Genomic DNA, 19,426 nt, shown 5'->3' on the forward strand with positions numbered 1-19,426 from the left:
CATGACACCGCTGGCCAGCAGCAAGGCGCCCAGCGTGCTGGCCATATTCAGCCCCGACCATCCCATTTCCGAACCATAGGTATACACACGGCGCGGCATGCCGAGCAAACCCGTCGCGTGCATCGGGAAGAACGCCACATTGGTGCCGATGAAGATCAGCCCGAATACCCAGCGCGCCCAGGCCTCCGACATACGGTGTCCGTTGAACAAGGGCATCCAGAAATAGGCTGCCGCGAACATTGGAAACACCAGCCCGCCCACCAGCACGTAATGCAGGTGGGCGACGATGAAGTAACTGTCATGGGCCTGCCAATCGAACGGCACCGCCGCCACCATCACGCCGGTCAGGCCGCCCAGCACGAATACCAGCAGGAAGCCGAGAATGAACAAGGTCGGCGCATTCAATTGCACCCTGCCCCGCCAAAGCGTTGCGATCCAGGCGAACACCTGCACCGCGGCCGGGATTGCGATGGCCATGCTGGCGGCAGAGACCAGCGTGGTTTCAAGCTGCCCGAGGCCGGCTGTAAACATATGGTGCATCCACAAGGCGAAACTCAGCGCACCCACCGCAAGCAGGGAGATGATCACGGCGCGGCGCGCCACCAGCGGAGTTTGCACCAGTGCCGGCAGCATGGTCGATACCATGCCGGCAGCGGGCAGGAAGATGATGTACACCTCCGGGTGCCCGAAGAACCAGAACAGGTGCTGCCATAGTACCGGATCGCCGCCGCGCTCGGGAATGAAGAACGGCCAATCGTAGGCGCGCTCGAGCTCCAGCAGAGCCGTGCCCGCGATCAGGGGCGGGAAGGCGAAGACCACCATAGCGGCGACAATCAGCATCGACCATGCGAACACCGGAATACGCGCCAGCGTCATGCCCGGCGTGCGGGTGAACATGATGCCGATGATCAACTCTATGGCGCCGGCAATCGCCGAAATTTCGATGAAGCCAATACCGAGCAGCCAGAAATCCGCGTTGAGGCCTGGCGAGTATTCCTTGCCCGTCAGCGGCGGATACATGAACCAGCCGCCATCGGGCGCAAGCCCGAACGCCAGGGTCACGATGAATCCCGCACCGCCGAAGGCGTAAGCCCAGTAGGCGTAGGCGGACAGGCGCGGGAATGGCAGGTCGCGTGCGCCCAGCATGCCGGGCAGGAGGAATACTGCGATAGCCTCCACCATCGGGATGGCGAACAGGAACATCATGACCGTGCCATGCATGGTGAAAAACTGGTTATAGGTTCCCGGCTGCAGCAGGTCGTTGCCGGGGACGGCCAATTGCAGCCGCATGACAAGCGCCAGGGCTCCGGCGAAAAGGAAGAATCCAAAGGAGGTAGCGAGATACAGGCGACCAATGCGGGTGTTGTTGACCGCGGCCAGGGCGCGCCAGCCAGCCGGTCTGCGCCATGCGCGCTCCAGGGCCTCATACTCGCCGGGCGGACGGGGCAGGCTGTTGGGGGTACGGCCGGGCGTGTTCATTGGAGCACCTCCAGCCAACTCGCCAAAGCTTGCAGGTCCTCGGGTGAGAGATTGCTAGGCGGCATGCGGGCGCCAGGTTTGGAGGCCTGCGGGTTGGCGATCCAGCCGATCAAGGCTGCCCGATTCATAGGCAGTGCACCCGCCGCGATGTGCGTGCGGCTTGCGATGTGTGTCAGGTCCGGCCCGAGCGCCCCACCCTCGCTGACACCGCGTACCGTATGGCATGCATTGCAGCGCGCGGCAAGAAAGACCTCCCGCCCGCGATGCGCAACTGCATTGACCGGTGCGGCCTGGTGCGCCAGCCAGGCGTCGAACTCTTGCGGTGCGACAGCCACCACACCTAATGCCATCGCGGCATGCTGGGTGCCGCAGTACTCGGCGCATTGCCCACGGAAGCGGCCAGGCGCACTGGCGCGCAGTGTCAAACCATGCAGGCGACCCGGCACCATATCGACCTTGCCGGCCAGCGCCGGCGCCCAGAACGCATGCAGCACGTCCGCCGACGCCAGCGCCAGATAGATCCGCTCGCCTACCGGCAGCCGCAGTTCATTCGCCAGCACGGCCTCGCGGCCGGTCAACGTGTCACGGTAGCGCACCTCCCACCACCACATATGCGCCGTCACCGTCACCTGGATGCGGGTTCCCGAGAACGGCCAGGTCACAAGCGAGGCTTGCCAGCCGGACCATCCCATGAGCGCGGCCAGCAGCGGCACCGGCAGGAACAGGCCGCCACCCACCACCAGCCTGCGCGACAACGACGTGCCGCGTTTCCGAACCAGACTCGCAAGAACGAGCAACACGACCAGCAGGAATATGGCTGCAGCCGCCGCGAACAACAGCCAGCTGAAACGGCTGAGCAACGCAGCATCCGGTCCGGCAGGCGACAGGACCGATTGCAGCGCCGGCGTCATTGCAGCGAATAGAGGTAAGCGGCCATGTGGCGCGCATCGTCGTCGGAGACGCCCATGTCCGGCATCAAGGTCGCGGGGTCCATGCTGCGCGGCGCCGATATCCAGCGCACCAGGTTGGCCTGCTGGTTCGGCCAGCGCCCGGCTATATAGCTGCGCAGGCCGAATTGCGCGAGCGATGGAGCTGCTTTGCCGCGCGCTGCTTCAACGTCCGGGATGTGGTGGCAACTGCCGCACTGGAACTGGGCCAGCAAGGCCTTGCCACGGAGCCGATCACCACCTTCATTGGCAACGGGATACGGTTTGCGCGGCTGGCATGCGCACAAGGCGAGCGGCAGCAAAAGCACGGCCACCCTGGCGCGCGCAAAGTTGCCGTTTTTCCGCAAACGCATAGTGATTGCTTGCACGAATCGTCCCCGCCTTCCCGCTGCCGATCCCTATAATTCACGGAAGACATCATCGCCCTTTTCCCGATTGTGCGTCGCCTTCTTGCTACCGCCGCTGTCGCCGTATGCCTGGCCGGCTTGGCCGGGATGCTGGCGGCCACTGTGGTGCTGCAGGCCGGCTGGTATGACGCTTCGGCAGTTCAACCGCACTTCCAGTTCGTGCACACGCTGATTGAGCGCGGCATGCAGCAATCGGTGCGCTTCCATGCGCGCAGCATCGTTGCGCCGAAGGCAGCGGCAGGGGCACTGGCGCGTGGCGGCGCCTTGTTCCGCCAGCACTGCGAGCAATGCCACGGCGGGCCGGGCACCGCGATGAGCGTGATCGGTTTGAGCATGCAGCCGGTTCCAGGCCCTTTGGCCGATGCAGGACGGCGCTGGAAGCCGCACGAGATGTACTGGATCACGGCCAACGGCATCAAGATGAGCGGAATGCCCGCCTGGCGCTTCCACCTGAGCGAGCAAGAAATCTGGGACGTGGTTGCCTTCCTCGGTGCGCTGCCGGCACTCACACCGGCTGCATACGCTGCAATCGAAAAGCCGGCAGCAGGCGCAGGGCAGGAACCTCAGACGGCGGGAACGAGGGTGCCGGATCGTGAGCGCGGCAAACTGGCGCTGACACAGTTTGCCTGCCAATCCTGCCACCACATTCCAGGCGTGACCGGGCCGCTAACCTACGTCGGCCCGAATTTGGACGGGTTGGCGCAACGCAGCTTCATTGCCGGCAAGCTGCCGACCACCGAAGCGAACCTGGTGAAGTGGATCCGCGTCCCACAGGAGATCAAGCCTGGCACGGCCATGCCGCAACTCGGCGTGCCGGAGCGCGATGCTCACGACATGGCGGCCTACCTCATGCAGGCCACCCGGTGATTACTGATCCAGTTGTTTCTGTGTCTGGTACAGGCGGGCATAGATACCGCCCTTGGCCAGCAACGCATCGTGGCTGCCCTGTTCGGCGATCGATCCAGCCGACATCACGACGATCCGGTCGGCGTTTTCAATGGTGGACAGGCGGTGTGCGATAACGACCGTGGTCCGCCCTTCCATCAGTTTCTCAAGCGCGGCTTGCACCTGGCGTTCGGTCTCAGTATCCAGGGCACTGGTCGCCTCGTCCAGGATCAGGATCGGCGCGTCCTTATACAAGGCGCGTGCGATGGCCAGTCGCTGGCGTTGGCCGCCCGACAGGCGCATGCCGTTCTCGCCGACTTCGGTCTGGTAGCCCTGCGGGGTGCGCATGATGAAGTCGTGCGCATAGGCCGCGCGCGATGCCGCCTCGACTCGCGCCATGTCGAGCGATGGGTCCCCGTACGCGATATTTGCCGCCAGCGTATCGTTGAACAGCACCACGTCTTGACTCACCATGGCAATCTTGCTGCGCAACTCAGGCAAACGGTACTCGCGTAAATCCACGCCATCCAGCAGGATGCGGCCGCTGCCGACATCGTAGAAGCGAGGCAACAGTGCGGCCAGCGTCGTCTTGCCACTACCAGAACCGCCGACCAGCGCAACTTTCTCGCCCGCCATGATGTCGAGCGACACCGAGCGCAGCGCCGGCGCTGCTTCCGGATCGTCCACGTTGTAACGGAAGCCCACGTCAACCAGTTCGATGCGGCCCTGCACGTGATCGGCGGTCCGCGTGCCGGTATCGGCCTCCATCGGCGCATCGATCAAGCCGAATACCGACTCGGCCGCAGCCAGGCCGCGCTGCAGCGGTTCATTCAGCTTGGTCAGGTTCTTGATCGGCCCTTGCAGCGACATCAGGCAAGTGATGAACGCCACGAAGGCGCCAGGTGTCAGCGCGCCAGCCTGCGCGCGCAGCAGGGCGTAATAGATCACTGACGACAGCGTGGCGCCGACCATCAGCATGATCAGGCCGGAATTCATGGCCGCGGTCGAAGCATGCTTGACCGCCAACTGGCGATTCATCTTCACCACTTCGTCGAAGCGCTTTTGCTCATAAGCCTGGCCGCCAAAGATCTTCACGACCCGTTGGCCGCCAATGCTTTCGTCCAGCACGCGGGTCAACTCGCCCATTGCCTGCTGGGCGCTGGAACTGAGGCGGCGCATGCGGCGCGCTGCGATGGTCACGACCAAAGCCACCAGCGGCAGCAATACCAGGCAAAACAGGGCCAGCTTCCAGTCGATATCGAACAAGGCGCCGAGGAAACCGATCACCGCCACCGTGTCGCGCACGGCAATGGTGAATACACTCAGGCCGGCCTGCGTCACCTGGGTTGCATCGAAAGCGATACGCGACAAGGTGGTGCCGGTCGAGGACTGGTCGAAATAGCGGTTCGGCAGGCGCAGCACGCGCGCGAACATCTTCTCCCGCACGTTGGCCTGCACGCGCTGGGTCAGCCATGCCGAGCCATAATCGCCGGTGAACGTACTGACCATGCGCAGCAGGGCCAGGGCCATGATCAGGGCCGGAATGGCCCACATCGCAGCGGCGCCAGGATCGGTCGGCAAGATGCGGTCAAGCCAACCATGTATCGTCGCCAGCGCACCGCTTTGCGCCGCTGGACCGGACGCGCCAGTCGGCTGCACGGCATCGACCACATTCTGGAGCTGGCGGATCAGCAGCACGTCGGTCAGGGAAGCCACACCTACGCCGATCAGTGTCACCAGGGCGGCCCACTTATAGGGGAAGAATTCCTTCAGCAGGCGGACGTAGAGTTGGCGGCTTTGCACTATGTGGTGGGAGTAATTGGCAACCCCGAATTGTACCAAAGCAGGAATGCGGGAACCGTGGCAGAATGGCCTGCTCCCCAATGTTAAGGAAAAAACCACATGCGCAACGACATCCAATTCCATGCGCTGCACCAGGATGGCATCCTGCTGCTCGCCAATTGCTGGGACGGTGGTACCGCCCGCATCGCAGCCCTGGCTGGTTCCAAGGCGCTTGCCACCAGCAGTGCAGCCGTGGCCTGGGCCCACGGTTATGCCGACGGCTCGCAACTGCCGACCGCCCTGCTTTTGGAAACCGTGCGCGACATCATCCGCGCCAGTGCATTGCCGCTGACGGTCGATATCGAAGACGGCTATTCTTCCGATCCCGAAATGGTCGGCCAGTTCGTCGGGCAACTGGCGCAGGCCGGCGTGGTCGGCATCAATATTGAAGACGGCAACGCGCCGCCTGAACTGCTGGCGCGCAAGATCAGCGCAGCTCGCGCCGCGGCCAAGGCGGCCGGCATCGACCTGTACATCAATGCACGTTGCGACGTTTACCTGCGCGGACTGGCCGAACCGGGTGCGCGCGTGGCCGAAACCTTGCGCCGTGCAGCCATTTACCAGGAAGCCGGCGCCAGCGGCCTGTTTGCGCCGGGCGCCACCGACGAAGGCGAAATCGCCGCCCTTGCAAAAGGTTCAACGATGCCGCTCAACCTGCTGGCGCGCCCGAACCTGGCCGCGCCGGCCCGCCTGGCCGAACTGGGCGTGCGCCGCCTGAGCGCCGGCTCAGCACCGGCAGAGGCAATGATGGGCCGGCTGAAGGCTTATATGGAACGCTTCCACCAGACCGGCGCCATCGACGATGAGCAGACCTTTGCCTACGGCCCGCTCAACCAGCTGATGTCTACTGCACGATAGTGGCTGGTTCGCTCCAGTAGAAGTACAGGTCCTTGGTCCGCCCAGGCTGCACTTGCACCTCGCGGCGTTGGACCTGGCCATCGGCAGCCGTCGCCGTCACGCGATAGCGGCCTGGTTCCAGGTTGACGAACATCAGCGGCCCCGCGTCGCGGGCGTTGACGTTGGTGTGACCTTTTGTGTCAGAGATCTCGACCTGCACGTCCGAGCGGTACTCGCCGGTGCCGCGGGTCGCGAAGGTCATGCGCACGTTGTAATCGGGCTTGCTTGCGAGCATTTGGCCACGCTCTTCGAGGCCGACGCCGCCAGTGACGAATTGCGGCTCATCGGCCGCTATTGCCGCGCCCATGGCGCTGCAAGCCAGGGTGAGGGCGAAAGTAATGTTTCGAGCAAACATGATGCACTCCTTTCCTTTTTTCAGGCTTGCCGCCAGTATTCTCCCGTCGCGCCTGGCGCGCTATCAGCCATCGTGTCGTATCCATGTCGGGGAAAGCCTACATACCCCTATTTCCTTAGTTGCCAAACTGATAGACTCTTGAACTTTGCTAGCAACAGTTTTAAGCAACGTTGCAAAAATAATCATATAAAGCAAGGCACTAGGGGTAATCATGTCGAATTGCGGGGCGAACCTTCGCCCGACCATGCTGGCGGCGGCCGCCTCCGGCATACTTTGCGCGCCGGTATGGGCGCAAAGTCAAACTGAAGAGCAGCTTCCGGAAGTCCTGGTGACGGCCCAGCGCGTTGCCGCGCCCGAGTCGCGTACGCCGGTTGCCATGTCCGTGCTCACGGCCGGACAACTGGACAAGCTCGGCATCGACAACGCCGCCGGCATCGGCAAGCGCCTGCCCAACGTACACCTGGACGGCGCCCCCGACGGCCTGCGCATCACCATCCGCGGCGTGTCGAATTCCGACTCCACCGAAAAAGGCGATCCCTCGGCCGCCTTCATGCAGGACGGCATCTATATTGCGCGCCCCCAGGCCCAGACCGCCAGTTTCCTCGACGTTGACCGCATCGAGGTGCTGCGCGGGCCGCAAGGCACGCTGTATGGCCGCAATACGACGGCCGGCGTGGTGAACGTCATCAGCAATGCGCCGGTCCAGCAATGGGAAGGCGCGGCCAGCCTCGCGCTGGGCAACTTCAATTCGCGCGTAGCGAGCGGCATGTTGAACGCACCGCTCAACGACAAGCTCGCCCTGCGCGCCGCAGTGGCGGTCAACAAGCATGACAGCTACCTGCGCAACGGCCAGGGCACCGGTTTTGAGCTCGGCCACGACCGCGACGACCGTTCAGCGCGGTTGTCGGCCAAACTGGCGCTTGGCCAGTCGGCATCCCTGCTGCTGCGCTACGAACACGCCACGCAGAACGGCAACGTCGACAACGTGGTCCCGGACACCAATTTCTACCGTGGCGTCGAAGCCGGCCAGCCTGTGTGGTATGACGCCGGCACCGAGGCCCGCCTGACCAACACTTTCAAGCCTTTCAATACCAGGCTGGAACAAGGCTACAACCACAAGTCGACCGACGGTTTCGGCGCCGAACTGTCGTGGAAGCTCGGGCCGCTTACGCTGGACTACCTCGGCTCGCACCGCAAGAACGAACACGACTTCCTGGCCAATTTCTATTACCGCGTGCTGCCAACCCTGGCGATTGGCGTGCACGAGGATTTCTGGAGCGACCAGCGCCAGGATTCGCACGAGCTGCGCCTGTCGACCAATGGCACTGGAGCGCTGAAGGCCCAGGGCGGCTTGTACTATTTCCGCGAAGAGTCGCACCAGCTCTATGTATTCCGCGACCTTCAGCTGGTCAAGCTGCCGCCTTACTATGTGTTCCCGCATGGCCCGACGATCTCCCGCAGCAGGGCAGCATTCGGCCAGCTTACCTACAGCGTGACGCCGGAACTGCGCGCCACGGCGGGCCTGCGCTATACGGATGATGAAAAGTCGCGCGTGGGTTCGACCAATTTCCAGCAAGCGCGCGAATTCAACGCTGCCACCGACTTCAAAATGCTGAACGACGCCGCGCTGTCCACCCATAAGACCACCTGGAAGCTGGGCGCCGAGTACGACCTGGCTCCGGCGGCGATGGCCTACGCCAGCATCGCTACCGGCTACAAGTCGGGCGGCTTCAATGACGGCTGCCTGGCCGGCTCCAGCGCCCTGGGCATTCCCTGCCCCGCGGTGATCGCCGTCCCAGCCGATACGCTGTTCTACCAGCCCGAAACGCTGAAGTCCTGGGAGGCCGGCCTGAAAGCCCGCTTCTGGAACAAGCGCGCCAGCCTGAACCTAGCCGTTTTCAATTACGACTACACCAACCTGCAGCTGTCCGGCGTAGCGATCGTGGCAGGAGCGCCGCGCTTCGTCACCCGGAATGCCGGCGCAGCCAGCGTCAAGGGCCTGGAGCTCGATGGACAGGTGCGCGCAACCGCCGCCAACAACCTCACTTACGGCCTGACGCTGCTGGACGCCCACTACGTCAGCTACCAGCCGGATGGCCAGGTGTCGTGGGCCGGCGAACCGCTGGACCGTGCACCGCGCTCGGTGTTCAGCCTGGGCTGGGATCATACCTTCCGCCTGCCGGCCGCGGCACTGACCGCCGGCATCAATGCGCGGCGCAGCGCCGCCTACAACATCAGCGTTTCCAGCCAGTTGCTGCAGTACCGTGTGCCGTCCCGCACCGCCAGCGACCTCACGCTGGCATACCGCCCCGACGGCGCCAGCTGGAGCCTGATGGCCCACGTGAAGAACCTTGAAAACAAGGTGCAGCCAGTGACGATCGATAGCTTCGGCATGGCGGTTCCAAGTGAACCAAGGACATTTGACATCCGTTTCGACTACCACTTTTAACCCGGAGACTTATGAAGTCGCTGCTGAACCACCTGCCCCGCCTGACCCTCATCCTGCTGGCCGGTTTCCTGATTGCGCTTGCATCGCGCAGCTGGACTGAAACCACCACGCTGCTGATTGTCAGTTCGATCCTGATGTTTGCCTGCTGCTGGGCGAGTGCGAGCCATTTCCTGGGGCACGCCCCCGCATTCCGCTTTGTCGTCATCGCGCTGGTGCTGGGCTGGTTTGCCGAAGAGATGGGCGCGCGCTTTGGCTGGTTCTTCGGTTCCTATACATATACCGAGGTGCTGGGCCCGCGCATCGGTTCCGTGCCGTTCATCATTCCGCTGATGTGGTTCGCGCTGTGCTACGTCGCCTATGTGATCGGCAACCTGATCGTCTGGCAATCACCGACCGACGGCGTGCCGTCGACCCTGATGACCTTCATCATGGCCTTCCTCGGCGCCATGATCGTCACTGCCTACGACCTGGGCGCCGATCCCTATATGGTGTTCACGCTCAAAGCCTGGATCATGACCAAGACCGACGGCGGCTGGTTCGGTGAGACGCTGCAAGGCTTCGTTGGCTGGATGTCCGTTTCGTTCGCCATCATTTACGGTTTCCGCCTCACGCTGCGCAACAAGCCGCCGGTCCCTAGCAGCCGTATTACGCCGCTTTACGCACTGGTGCCGCTGCTGATCTATGGCGGCAGCATGGTGTTCCAGGCCCTGAAGGGAAATCCGATCGAAACCCGCACCATCGCGCTGTTCGCCATGGGTATTCCTGTGCTGACCGGGCTTTGCGGCTGGATGCGCTGGAAGGAAGCACAATGAACGCACCCGTTGCGATCGCGCCAACCCGGCGCGCCGACCCGCTTGCCGACGACACCATTGCCGCCATCCTGCACAGCTACGACGGCAGCCAGTGGGACGCCATCGCCATCGTGAATCGTTTGCTTGGCCAGTGGCAGACCAACGCCATCGTGGCCGAATGGCGCGCCCCGGAAGGCACGCCGGCTGCGATTGCCGCTGCGCTGGAAGCCTACCTTGCCGCCGGCTCCAGGCTGCCCGAATGGGCCGATAGCGCCAGCATCGCACGCTCGGAAGAACTGTTCTTCGACATGAGCATGTTGTCGTGCAGCCTGCTGTTTTGCGCCAGCCTGCCGGAATGCTATGTGGTGCCGGACCTGGCCGGGGTGCTGCACGTCGCCGGCCAGCTTGAGGCCCATACCGACTACCGGGTGCGCGCCACGGCCGCCATGATCTTCCCGGTCATGATGCACGGCGGCCTCACCACGCCGGAAGGCGGCGGGGTGGCGCAGATCCTCAAGGTTCGCCTGATCCACGCCACCATCCGCCACCTGATCTTGCGCGACAATCCTTCCGATGCGGTACTGGATGGCGGTATCGCCGTGGCGCCATTGGATGCGCCATGCCGAAATGTGCACGACACGCTTTACAACAACGGCTGGGACGTTGCCGCCAACGGCCTGCCCTGCAACCAGGAAGAGCTGGCCTACACCCTGCTCACCTTCCACTACATCTTCCTGCGCGGCCTGCGCAAGCTTGGCCTTGGCCTGCCGCAGCAGGACGAGCAAGCCTACCTGCACACCTGGAACGTGGTCGGGCATATCCTCGGCATCGAGTCCGGCCTGATGCCGCAAACCATGGAGCAGGCCGAGGCCAGCTTCAACGAGATCCAGGCACGTGCCCGCCTGTCACCCTACCTGCCCGACCCGCGGCCGGAACTTGGTGCCGCGCTGATGAAGGCAATGCAGGACCAGATGCCGCTGCGCATCCTGAAGCCGTTCCCGGTCCTGCTCACACGCTACCTGTGCGGCAAATCCGCCCGCGTCGACCTGGGGCTCAACCAGCGCGTCAACCTGCTGTCGCGCGCCCTGTTCATCAGCGGCATGGTGCTGCTGCGTGGCTTCGATGCGCTGGTGCGCCTGGTCTTCCCCAATTTTTCGTTCTGCCGCATGATCACACGCATCTTCGGCTACCAGTTCACCGTGAAATTCCTGATGGACCAGACGCGCCCCCTGAAACTACCGCCTGCGGTACTGAACCAGGTCGATCACGCCGTACGCGGCTGGGGCAAGGACCCTAAAGCGCCGGCCTGGATGAATACACTGGAAGCGCGCCTGGCTGGCCGTGTTCCCGCCAAGCCGGCAGGAGACCAGCAGCCATGCTGAAGCGCTTCATCCTTGCGCTGTGCGCGTTGTTCCTGTCGCTGGCAGCGTTACCCGGCTTGGCCGGCACCACGCCCCTGGTGCTTAACGAACACCCCGGCTCGCACGACGCCTGGCCCGCCGTCACGATCCTGAAAGACCCGGGTGGCACCCTCAGCGCCGCCGAAGTGCTGGCGGCGGCGGCCGGCTTCGAAAAGCCGAAGTCCGCCTATGCGACACTGGGAGTGAACAAGGGCACTGTGGTATGGGTCCGCATTCCCGTCTTCGTGCCTGCTGACGCCAGCGGCGAATGGACCCTGAACATCGACTACTCGCAGATCAACCGGGTCGACGTCTTTGCCGCCACTGATGGCGCGCTCCACAGCCACACCGTGACCGGCAACCTGCAACCGGTGGTCGCCCCCGGCGGCGGTGGCCGCACCCCGGCGGCGGCACTGCGCCTGACGCCCGGCGCGGATCATGTGATCCTGCTGCGGGTTGAAAACATCGGCTCGATGATCCTGCCGATCAATTTCTCGAAAGCCGCGGTGTACCACGCCTCCGCGCTCGCCGAGCAGATGCTGCAAGGGATGCTGATTGGCCTCAGCCTCTGCCTGCTGCTGTACAGCCTGGCCCAATGGGCCAACCTGCGCGAGCCGCTGTTCGGCAAATACTCGCTGCTGATCGCCGGCACTACCCTGTTTTCGTTCGAATTCTTCGGCCTTGGCAGCCAGTACATCTGGCGCGACAACGTCTGGATGACGCTGCATGCCGGCGGCCTGTTCGCGCTGATGGCATCCTGCGGCGGCTACCTGTTCGTCGAGCAGTCGCTGGCCCGGCCCGGCGTCGACCGCACTTTCTCGATCCTGATGAAGGGCGGCGCTGCGCTGACCGCCCTGTGTGCCGTTGCCTATTGCCTGGACGTGATCAGTATCGACGTCCTGGTCATCATCGTCAGCACCCTCGGCCTGTTGCCGATGCTGCTTGGCCTGCCGGGCGCCTACCAGCGGGCGCGCCGCGGCGACTCGGTCGGCATCTACTTCATGCTGGGCTGGGCCGTCAGTTTCCTGTCGTCCGTGGTCCTGAGCCAGGTGATCAGCGGCAAGCTGGCAGCCAACTTCTGGACCATGCACGCCCTCCAGTTCGGCAATGCCTTCGACATGCTGGTGTTCATGCGCATCCTCGGCCTGCGCACCAAGGCCATGCAGAACGCCATGCTGCGTGCCGAGGCGGCCACGCGCCTGAAATCGGACTTCCTGGCCAATATGAGCCACGAGATCCGCACCCCGATGAATGCCATCATCGGCATGAGCCGCCTGGCCCTGATGACAGACCCAAGCCCGAAGCAGCGCAACTACCTCGCCAAGATCCTGGGCGCCGGCGAACACCTGCTCGGCATCATCAACGACATCCTCGACTTCTCCAAGATCGAGGCCGGCAAGCTGGCACTCGAATCGGTGCCGTTCAGCCTTGATGAAATGCTGGACCACCTGTCCACCCTGACCGCCATCAAGACCGACGCGCGCAAGGTGGAACTGGTATTCCGCGTCGAACGCGGCGTCCCGCAAAAACTGGTCGGCGATCCGCTGCGCCTTGGCCAGGTGCTGATCAACCTCACCAACAACGCCGTCAAGTTCACCGAGCGTGGCGAGATTGTCGTCGCCGTCAAGGCAGCCGAGCGTTCGGCCGATGGCGTGGTATTGCAGTTCAGTGTCAGCGATACCGGGATCGGCATGAGCGAAGAGCAGCTCGCGCGGCTGTTCCAGTCCTTCAGCCAGGCCGACAACTCGATCACCCGCAAGTATGGCGGCACCGGGCTGGGCCTGAGCATCTCGCGCCAACTGGTCGAACTGATGGGCGGCAGCATCAAGGTCAGCAGCACTCCCGGCGTCGGCAGCCGCTTCAGCTTCACCGTCAAGCTTGGCGTCGGCGACGCCAGCACGGAGCCGGTCGCCTCGCCCACCGGCGGCCTGCAGCAGGCCCGCGTACTGGTGGTGGACGACAGTGCCACGGCGCGCGAAGCGCTGGTCGAGATGCTCGGCACCTTCGGCGTTGCCGCCCACAGTGCCAGCTCCGGCGAGCAGTCGCTGAACATGCTGGTGCGCGGGGTTGAAACCGGCATGCCATACCAGGTGGTGCTGATGGATTACATGATGCCGGGCTGGGATGGAGTTGAAACCATCCACCGCATCCACGCCGACCCGCGCTTCGCCGCGCCGCCATCGATCCTGATGGTCAGCGCCTGTACCCGCGAAACGGTGCTGCAGGAGGAAGGCGAGCTGCCGCTGCAAGGCTTCCTGACCAAGCCGGTCGGCCCTGCGCTGCTGTATCACAGCCTGCTGCAGGTGTTGCGCCCGGAGATCGCATTGCCCGCCTCACTGCAAGGCGAGCAGCGCGGCCTGCCGCCCGAGGAACTGGCCAAGTTGCATGGCGCCCGCGTGCTGCTGGTTGAAGACAACGCCAACAACCGCGAAGTCGCGGTTGATTTCCTGGAGACCGTACGGGTACAGGTCGACGTCGCCGTTCATGGCGGCGAGGCAGTCCAGATGGTGCAGCAAGGCGATTACGACCTGGTGCTGATGGACGTGCAGATGCAGGTGGTTGACGGCCTGAGCGCCACGCGCCAGATCCGCGCCATCCCGGCGCTGCGCGAGCTGCCGATCCTGGCCATGACCGCGCACGCCATGCCGGACGACCAGGCCAAGAGCCTGGAAGCCGGCATGAACGCCCATATCACCAAGCCGATCAACCCGGATGTGCTGTTCCGCGCAATGCTGAGGTGGATCGAACCGTCACGCCTGGTGGGCCGCACCATTCCGGGCGCTCCCGCGGCTGACAACAGCGCGGACCCGGTCGCCGTGGCCTATCCGCCGCTGGCAGGCGTCGACTGGCAATACGCACTGGCACGCGCCGACCGCGACCCGGCCATTCTCGCCAAACGCATGCGCAGCTTCTGCAGCGAATACGGCGGCGGTCCCGCCGCACTGAGCGCTGCGCTGGCCGACGGCAACTGGGGGCCAGGTCGAGCGCCTGGCCCACAACCTGAAATCCAGCGCCACCTACCTCGGCGCCGCCGGCCTGGCCCAACTGTCGGACATCGTCGAAGCCGGCATCCGCGACGGCCGCCCCGAACGCTGCACCAGGGAAGCGGCCGACATGGCCAAGGCGCTGGGGATCATCCTGGCCGGCTTCTCCAATGCCTTGCAACCGTCGGCCGCTGCCGGCGGCGGCCCAGCCGCCGACTTTGGCCGCCTGCTGCGCGAGCTCGATAGCTACCTGCGGGCCGACGACGCCCGTGCGGAAGACCTGCTGACTGAACTGAGCGCCCTGCTGGCCGGCTCCGGCCATGCCGCCCTGCTGGCGCGCATCCAGCGCGCTGTGGACGAAATCGAATATCATGGCGCCCTGAAACCGCTGGCCGAACTGGCGCAAGCACTCGGCATCGATATGGAAATGAATGCATGACCCAGGAGACGCAAAAAGTTCTGATCGCCGACGACGACGGCATCAACCGCCAGGTCCTCGCGACCTTGCTGAAGCCGGAATACGTCGTGCTGCTGGCCAAGACAGGCGAGCAAGCCATCGAGCGCGCCCAGCGCCACCTGCCCGACCTGCTGATGCTGGACGTGATGCTGCCCGACATGGACGGCTACGAGGTATTGCGCCGCCTGCGCGCCGACCCCGCCACCGCCCACATCGAAGTCATCTTCATCACCGGCATGGGCCGGCCCGAAGACGAGGCCCGCGGCCTCAAGCTGGGTGCTGCCGATTACATTACCAAGCCCTTCAACACGACGGTGGTGATGGCGCGCGTCGCCACCCACCTCGAGGTGGTGCGCCAGCGCCGCATGCTGGAACACCTGGCGCATATGGACGGCCTGACCGAACTGGCCAACCGGCGCCGCTTCGACGAAGTCTACGAAAGCGAATGGCAGCGCGCCTCGCGCCACGCCCACACGATCTCGGTGGCGCTGCTGGACATCGATTGCTTCAAGCAGTATAACGACCATTATGGCCACCCGGCCGGCGACCGCACCCTGCGCGCCGTCGCCCGCGTGGCGCGCAATGCCATGCGCCGCCCCTGCGACGTCGCGGCACGCTACGGTGGCGAAGAACTGGCGATCCTGATGCCCGAGACGGATGCCGCGCAAGCCCTGTACGTGGCTGAAGGAATCCGGGAAGCCGTGGCGCAACTATTGATCCCGCACCAGCAGTCCATCGCCAGCCCGGTGGTGACGGTGAGCATTGGCGGCGCCACCCTGCCTCTGGGTGGCCAGGAATCTGCAGCCGTCCTGTTCGAGGCGGCCGATACAGCCCTGTACCGTGCCAAGGAGGCCGGCCGCAACCGCGTCATCTGGAGGATGTGATGGCCAAGCGACTGATGATCGAAGGTCTGGTGCAGGGCGTCGGCTACCGCTACGCGCTGGCGGAGCGGGCAACCGCACTTGGCCTGGCTGGCTGGGTGCGCAATCGTGCCAATGGTGCGGTGGAAGCCAGCGTGCATGGTCCCTGCCGACTCGGTGAAGGCTATTATCGACTGGGCCCACAAGGGACCCAGCGCCGCGCGCGTCAGCCAGGTTCATGTGGCCGACGATCCGGAGGCGGCGCCGCCCGGCGCCACCTTCGACATCCGTCCAACGCTTTAGCGCCGGAGCGCTCAAGCGCCGAATACCCTGAACAGAAGCCAGCCTGGCAACGCCAGATAAAGTGCAGCATGCCCGATGCGCTCCAGGCCCTGCCTGGCGTCAATCGCAGCGCGCGGGGCGCAGCACCGCAACCAGCATGCTTGCAGATTCAATTGCCGTGCGCACCAGCGCCGCCCCCAGCACCACACCGATGGTCCAGGCAGCCCACCAGAGCCCGAAAGCGCTCAGGTAAGCCGCCAGGCCGAAGCTATAGTACTCGCCCAATGCGCTGCCATATGCAATGTGCTGGTGCAGGTGGAAAGCGGGAAGCGCAAGCGCCAGCGGCAACAGGACGAACTTCAGCAAAGGATGATCGAGCCGGGTCGCCGGCGCCACCAGCATGCGCCAGCCGGGCGCCGCCACCGCAGCAGGGCCGCCGCTCGCCGCCAGCGCCGCCGAGAATAGCGCGGGATCCGAAAGCGCAAGCCCGTAGTCCCCAGTGCAGCCCGGAGCGCAGCCGCAATGCCACGCCGGGGCCAGGCACCGGCCAGCGCCACGGTTCGACCGCAGCCAGCTCACCCAGGTCCAGCGCAAGCTTCTGCGTGCCGCGCGCCAGCACCAGCCGCCCCTCGCTCACCCAGGCCTGCGCCGAAAAAAGCCATCAGTATGCACCAGGCGATGGCTTCCGGCACCAGGAAAAACAGGCCAAAGATGCGCAGCTGCGCCAGGGTATTCGTGCGCAGCGCTTCATTCAGCAACAAGGCCAGGCATATGCCCAGCAGGCCTGCCCTCGAGATCGCTCGAAACACTCCCGCGACAATGCGCGCCGCCGGCGGCAGTACCGCCACACGCATGGGGAACGCCGGCTGCGATGCGCGCGCCCTGGCGCCCTCGCCCTGCGGCTGCCACGCCTGGCTGAGCGGCCTGACGGTCAGCACCAGCAGCAAAGCGCAGCATGCCAGCCCGACCCAATCGCCCCACAGCACGACCAGGGTCGGCACCGGCGACCGTAGCGGCAGATCGGCAATCACCAGCGCCGGCTCGCCAACCTTGGTACCTGCCAGGATATCGCCGCTGGCATCGATCGCGGCGCTGTAGCCGTTGCTCGTAACACGGAACTGCGGCAGGCGCGTTTCGATGCTGCGGAAAGCTGCCGCCGGCCTGGTGCAGCCGTGCACCGGGTCCGTCCCCGCTGAACCAGGAATCGTTCGACATCGTCAGGATCACCTGCCCGCCAAGCCGCGCGCCGGCGACAGCCAGGCCGGTATCGACATCGTCGCGGCAAATCATCGGCAACACGGGAATTTCACGGCCATCCGCCAGGCGCAGTGGAAAGACCCTGGCCCCGCTACCGGCCACCCAATTGCCCGCCCAGGGCAGCAGGCGCCGCGCCCACTGACCGTCCAGCCATGCCGGCAGATATTCGGTGAACGGGAACAGATGCGACTTGCGGTACATGCCCACCAGTCCACGGCCCGGCTGCACGAAGGCCGCGGCGTTGTATTCGCCCCGGCCGTCCCGGTCATAGGTTCCAAACACCAGCGGCACCGCCGCCGCATTGACGTAGTCCACAATCTCGCGGTCGAACTCGGCCCCCACGCTGCTTTTCGGCTTGCCGAAAGTGGTCGGATAGGCGGTCTCGGACCACAGCAGTGCTTCGGCACGCTGGCGCGTGACAGCGTCGTAACCCATTGCAAAATGCCGGTCGAGCACTTCCCGCACCACGGCATAAGCGCCCTGCTCCTGCCGCTGCCGTTCGTAGTCAACCATGTTCGCCTGGATCAGCGCCATGCGCAGCGGCTTGCTCGCAGGCGCAGGGCTGCCGGACAGCGCCACCGCACCATACGCCGCCAGCACGGCGGGAGCCAGCGCGGCCAGCGCCAGCGGCCTGGCGCACGAGCGCCACCCAGCGCGGTAGCGCACAAGGCCCGCCGCCACGGCCTCGTTGGCAAGCAACAGCCATAGCGTCAATCCCGCGGTCCCGCCCACATCGGCCGCCTGCCGCAGCAAGCGCGAAGGATACAGGCCGTAGCCCAGCGTATCGCCAAGCATGCGCGGCGCCAGCCACTCCAGCGCGACCCAGGCTGCAGCCGCGGCCAGCGCACATACGCCGCGCCCGTACCAGCGCGCAGTGGCGTAACGCACCAGCGCGTAAGCAAGGAACTGCGGCTGGAACAGCGGCGCTGCAAGCAGCAGCAAAGCGATCCCGCTCGCTTCGCCGAGCTGCGTATAGCGCCCGAGAGCCGCGCCAAACCAGGCGAAGCCGGCAACCGTGTAAGCCAGCGACATCGCCCAGGCGCACAGCAGCGCCCGGCCAAGCGAGCGGCACCCATCGAGCGCGATCAGCCAGGGCACGAGAAGCACAAAACCCAGCATCCAGCCCGCGCCTCCACGCGCATAGAGGGCAGTCATCGCGGCACTGGCAAGGATGCAGGCAAGTATCTTCATCGTCCTGAGGTGTCGATTGGAGGAGGAATCACAATGCGCCGCAGCGGCAAGCCTGGCGGCGCCATTTCAGGAGGAACGACGCGGTCCTTCGGCATTTCAAGCGGCCGGTTCGAGGCATCGTAAAGTTGGAATTCCGGGGCAAACATCAGGATGGGCTCAATAGTCTGGCCATCGTCGGTAACCTGGTGGTGGCGCACGTAGCCAGGCGGCAGCGCATAATCTTTCGGCACCGCCAGCCCCCACCATCGGCGGATTGGTGCCCGGCGGATTGAACGCACCCAGGCCGGTATGTATGCACGCCTTGCTGGTGCAGGCGTTTGATGACTTCATTCATGGTCGGGTTCTCGCCGCGCATGACGTAGCTGCGCAGGTCGCGCGTCGGGTCCGCATCGCCTTCCAGCGCAGCCGGTATTGGGCCCGGGCGGGCTTCGCGCGCACCTGCTGACGCGGCAGTGGCGGCCGAGGCTGGTCGTCCGGCAGCCGCCACATTCGCCGGGGCCGGCGTCTGGCCAGCCCCCGCAGCCGCGTCATCGCGCGCAAAATACCACAGGAAGAATACCAGGCTGGCCGCGCCAACGGCCAGCAGCAGCGCCGCCGCCAGGTAACCCGGGCTGGGGCGCCAGGAACTCACGGCGTTGGTGTGTTGAAGACCGAAACCGCCCACCCCATGCGCTCATGCCCGAACTGGTTCCAGATCGGGTTCTTGCCCGAACTGAAGGAGGTGTAGCGCGGCGCCCCGGTGCCGGTGGTGCCGCCGAACAAGCCAGCCGTTACCGTGCTGCCGGTGTAAGTCGGGTGCGTATCGTCCGACTGGATGTAGTCGTAGCTGCTGCCGGCCGACACGAAGTGCGTGTTGGCGTCGCGGATCGTCGGGCGCAAGGTCGACGTGATGCGCGTCACATAGCTGGCCTGGCTCTCGCCCGCCACATAGCGCAGCGCATCG

General features: G+C 64.9%; 16 protein-coding genes and 4 pseudogenes. 11 read left to right on the top strand and 9 right to left on the bottom strand.

Annotated features, from left to right (window positions below; translation table 11 throughout):
• The 3 genes from ACQ4MM_RS08995 to ACQ4MM_RS09005 form a co-directional block, all read right to left on the bottom strand.
• The coding region (locus ACQ4MM_RS08995; RefSeq protein WP_431477045.1) for a cbb3-type cytochrome c oxidase subunit I at positions 1–1,479 on the bottom strand (1,479 nt) is incomplete at its 3' end.
• Positions 1,476–2,234, bottom strand: a complete 759-nt coding sequence (locus ACQ4MM_RS09000; RefSeq protein WP_431477046.1) for a c-type cytochrome — start codon at positions 2,232–2,234, stop codon at positions 1,476–1,478. The genes ACQ4MM_RS08995 and ACQ4MM_RS09000, both read right to left, overlap by 4 nt.
• Positions 2,235–2,386: 152 nt before the next feature.
• Positions 2,387–2,779 carry a c-type cytochrome gene (locus tag ACQ4MM_RS09005; RefSeq protein ID WP_431477047.1) on the bottom strand — a complete coding sequence of 131 codons (393 nt, stop codon included), beginning with the start codon at positions 2,777–2,779 and terminating at the stop codon, positions 2,387–2,389.
• Between the two features lie 84 nt (positions 2,780–2,863).
• Here ACQ4MM_RS09005 and ACQ4MM_RS09010 point away from each other — a divergent pair, with 84 nt between their 5' ends.
• Complete coding sequence (locus tag ACQ4MM_RS09010; protein ID WP_431477048.1) at positions 2,864–3,700, top strand: c-type cytochrome; 837 nt, start codon at positions 2,864–2,866, stop codon at positions 3,698–3,700.
• Here ACQ4MM_RS09010 and msbA read toward each other — a convergent pair whose 3' ends face one another.
• Entirely contained in the window at positions 3,701–5,521 is a 1,821-nt protein-coding gene (gene msbA, locus ACQ4MM_RS09015) for a lipid A export permease/ATP-binding protein MsbA (protein WP_431477049.1), read from the bottom strand. It lies immediately after the preceding gene.
• A 99-nt stretch (positions 5,522–5,620) separates the two neighbouring features.
• Between msbA and ACQ4MM_RS09020 the strand changes: the two genes are divergently transcribed.
• A complete protein-coding gene (locus ACQ4MM_RS09020; protein ID WP_431477050.1) occupies positions 5,621–6,418 on the top strand; it encodes an isocitrate lyase/PEP mutase family protein in 798 nt (265 codons plus the stop codon).
• Here the strand turns inward: ACQ4MM_RS09020 and ACQ4MM_RS09025 are convergent.
• The gene (locus tag ACQ4MM_RS09025) at positions 6,405–6,812 is read right to left on the bottom strand and encodes a carboxypeptidase regulatory-like domain-containing protein (RefSeq protein ID WP_431477051.1); all 408 of its coding nucleotides are present in this window, start codon (positions 6,810–6,812) and stop codon (positions 6,405–6,407) included. The genes ACQ4MM_RS09020 and ACQ4MM_RS09025 overlap by 14 nt on opposite strands.
• A 211-nt stretch (positions 6,813–7,023) precedes the next feature.
• Here ACQ4MM_RS09025 and ACQ4MM_RS09030 point away from each other — a divergent pair, with 211 nt between their 5' ends.
• From ACQ4MM_RS09030 to ACQ4MM_RS09070, 9 genes and pseudogenes are all read left to right on the top strand, one after another.
• Positions 7,024–9,261: a TonB-dependent receptor gene (locus ACQ4MM_RS09030; RefSeq protein WP_431477052.1), complete on the top strand. Its 2,238-nt coding sequence runs from the start codon at positions 7,024–7,026 to the stop codon at positions 9,259–9,261.
• Positions 9,262–9,272: 11 nt separating this feature from the next.
• Positions 9,273–10,073 carry a carotenoid biosynthesis protein gene (locus tag ACQ4MM_RS09035; RefSeq protein ID WP_431477053.1) on the top strand — a complete coding sequence of 267 codons (801 nt, stop codon included), beginning with the start codon at positions 9,273–9,275 and terminating at the stop codon, positions 10,071–10,073.
• Positions 10,070–11,434, top strand: coding sequence for an oxygenase MpaB family protein (locus tag ACQ4MM_RS09040; RefSeq protein ID WP_431477054.1), 1,365 nt, complete (start codon positions 10,070–10,072; stop codon positions 11,432–11,434). The genes ACQ4MM_RS09035 and ACQ4MM_RS09040 overlap by 4 nt, the downstream gene beginning before the upstream one ends.
• A pseudogene (locus tag ACQ4MM_RS09045) lies at positions 11,428–14,121 on the top strand (response regulator); the annotation flags it as partial. The gene ACQ4MM_RS09040 and the pseudogene ACQ4MM_RS09045, both read left to right, overlap by 7 nt.
• Before the next feature lie 331 nt (positions 14,122–14,452).
• Positions 14,453–14,500: pseudogene (locus tag ACQ4MM_RS09050) on the top strand (hypothetical protein); the annotation flags it as partial.
• Positions 14,501–14,566: 66 nt separating this feature from the next.
• Positions 14,567–14,875 carry a hypothetical protein gene (locus ACQ4MM_RS09055; RefSeq protein ID WP_431477055.1) on the top strand — a complete coding sequence of 103 codons (309 nt, stop codon included), beginning with the start codon at positions 14,567–14,569 and terminating at the stop codon, positions 14,873–14,875.
• On the top strand, positions 14,872–15,777 hold the full coding sequence (locus tag ACQ4MM_RS09060; protein WP_431477056.1) for a diguanylate cyclase domain-containing protein: 906 nt from the start codon (positions 14,872–14,874) through the stop codon (positions 15,775–15,777). Before ACQ4MM_RS09055 ends, ACQ4MM_RS09060 begins: the two co-directional genes overlap by 4 nt.
• A gap of 14 nt (positions 15,778–15,791) precedes the next feature.
• Positions 15,792–15,860, top strand: a pseudogene (locus ACQ4MM_RS09065) (acylphosphatase); the annotation flags it as partial.
• 52 nt (positions 15,861–15,912) lie between these two features.
• Positions 15,913–16,056 (top strand): acylphosphatase, encoded by a 144-nt coding sequence (locus ACQ4MM_RS09070; protein ID WP_431477059.1) that lies wholly within the window; start codon positions 15,913–15,915, stop codon positions 16,054–16,056.
• 99 nt (positions 16,057–16,155) lie between these two features.
• On the opposite strand, the gene ACQ4MM_RS09075 is transcribed toward ACQ4MM_RS09070, so the two are convergent.
• From ACQ4MM_RS09075 to ACQ4MM_RS09090, 4 genes and pseudogenes are all read right to left on the bottom strand, one after another.
• Positions 16,156–16,614 carry a hypothetical protein gene (locus ACQ4MM_RS09075; protein ID WP_431477060.1) on the bottom strand — a complete coding sequence of 153 codons (459 nt, stop codon included), beginning with the start codon at positions 16,612–16,614 and terminating at the stop codon, positions 16,156–16,158.
• Positions 16,615–16,782: 168 nt separating this feature from the next.
• Entirely contained in the window at positions 16,783–18,483 is a 1,701-nt protein-coding gene (gene lnt / locus ACQ4MM_RS09080; RefSeq protein ID WP_431477057.1) for an apolipoprotein N-acyltransferase, read from the bottom strand.
• Positions 18,484–18,628: 145 nt separating this feature from the next.
• Positions 18,629–19,114 carry a hypothetical protein gene (locus ACQ4MM_RS09085; RefSeq protein WP_431477058.1) on the bottom strand — a complete coding sequence of 162 codons (486 nt, stop codon included), beginning with the start codon at positions 19,112–19,114 and terminating at the stop codon, positions 18,629–18,631.
• Positions 19,111–19,426: pseudogene (locus ACQ4MM_RS09090) on the bottom strand (SGNH/GDSL hydrolase family protein); the annotation flags it as partial. The pseudogene ACQ4MM_RS09090 and the gene ACQ4MM_RS09085, both read right to left, overlap by 4 nt.

Origin of the sequence: Massilia eburnea (assembly GCF_050709955.1) — a bacterium.
GTDB classification, from domain to species: domain Bacteria; phylum Pseudomonadota; class Gammaproteobacteria; order Burkholderiales; family Burkholderiaceae_D; genus Rugamonas; species Rugamonas eburnea_A.

Excerpts from the sequence above, each read along its gene's own strand:
- ACQ4MM_RS09005 (WP_431477047.1), bottom strand. The coding sequence starts at position 2,779 with ATGCGTTTGCGGAAAAACGGCAACTTTGCGCGCGCCAGGGTGGCCGTG.
- ACQ4MM_RS09020 (WP_431477050.1), top strand. The coding sequence starts at position 5,621 with ATGCGCAACGACATCCAATTCCATGCGCTGCACCAGGATGGCATCCTG.
- ACQ4MM_RS09025 (WP_431477051.1), bottom strand. The coding sequence starts at position 6,812 with ATGTTTGCTCGAAACATTACTTTCGCCCTCACCCTGGCTTGCAGCGCC.
- ACQ4MM_RS09030 (WP_431477052.1), top strand. The coding sequence starts at position 7,024 with ATGTCGAATTGCGGGGCGAACCTTCGCCCGACCATGCTGGCGGCGGCC.
- ACQ4MM_RS09035 (WP_431477053.1), top strand. The coding sequence starts at position 9,273 with ATGAAGTCGCTGCTGAACCACCTGCCCCGCCTGACCCTCATCCTGCTG.
- ACQ4MM_RS09040 (WP_431477054.1), top strand. The coding sequence starts at position 10,070 with ATGAACGCACCCGTTGCGATCGCGCCAACCCGGCGCGCCGACCCGCTT.
- ACQ4MM_RS09055 (WP_431477055.1), top strand. The coding sequence starts at position 14,567 with ATGGCCAAGGCGCTGGGGATCATCCTGGCCGGCTTCTCCAATGCCTTG.
- ACQ4MM_RS09060 (WP_431477056.1), top strand. The coding sequence starts at position 14,872 with ATGACCCAGGAGACGCAAAAAGTTCTGATCGCCGACGACGACGGCATC.
- ACQ4MM_RS09070 (WP_431477059.1), top strand. The coding sequence starts at position 15,913 with ATGGTCCCTGCCGACTCGGTGAAGGCTATTATCGACTGGGCCCACAAG.
- lnt (WP_431477057.1), bottom strand. The coding sequence starts at position 18,483 with ATGAAGATACTTGCCTGCATCCTTGCCAGTGCCGCGATGACTGCCCTC.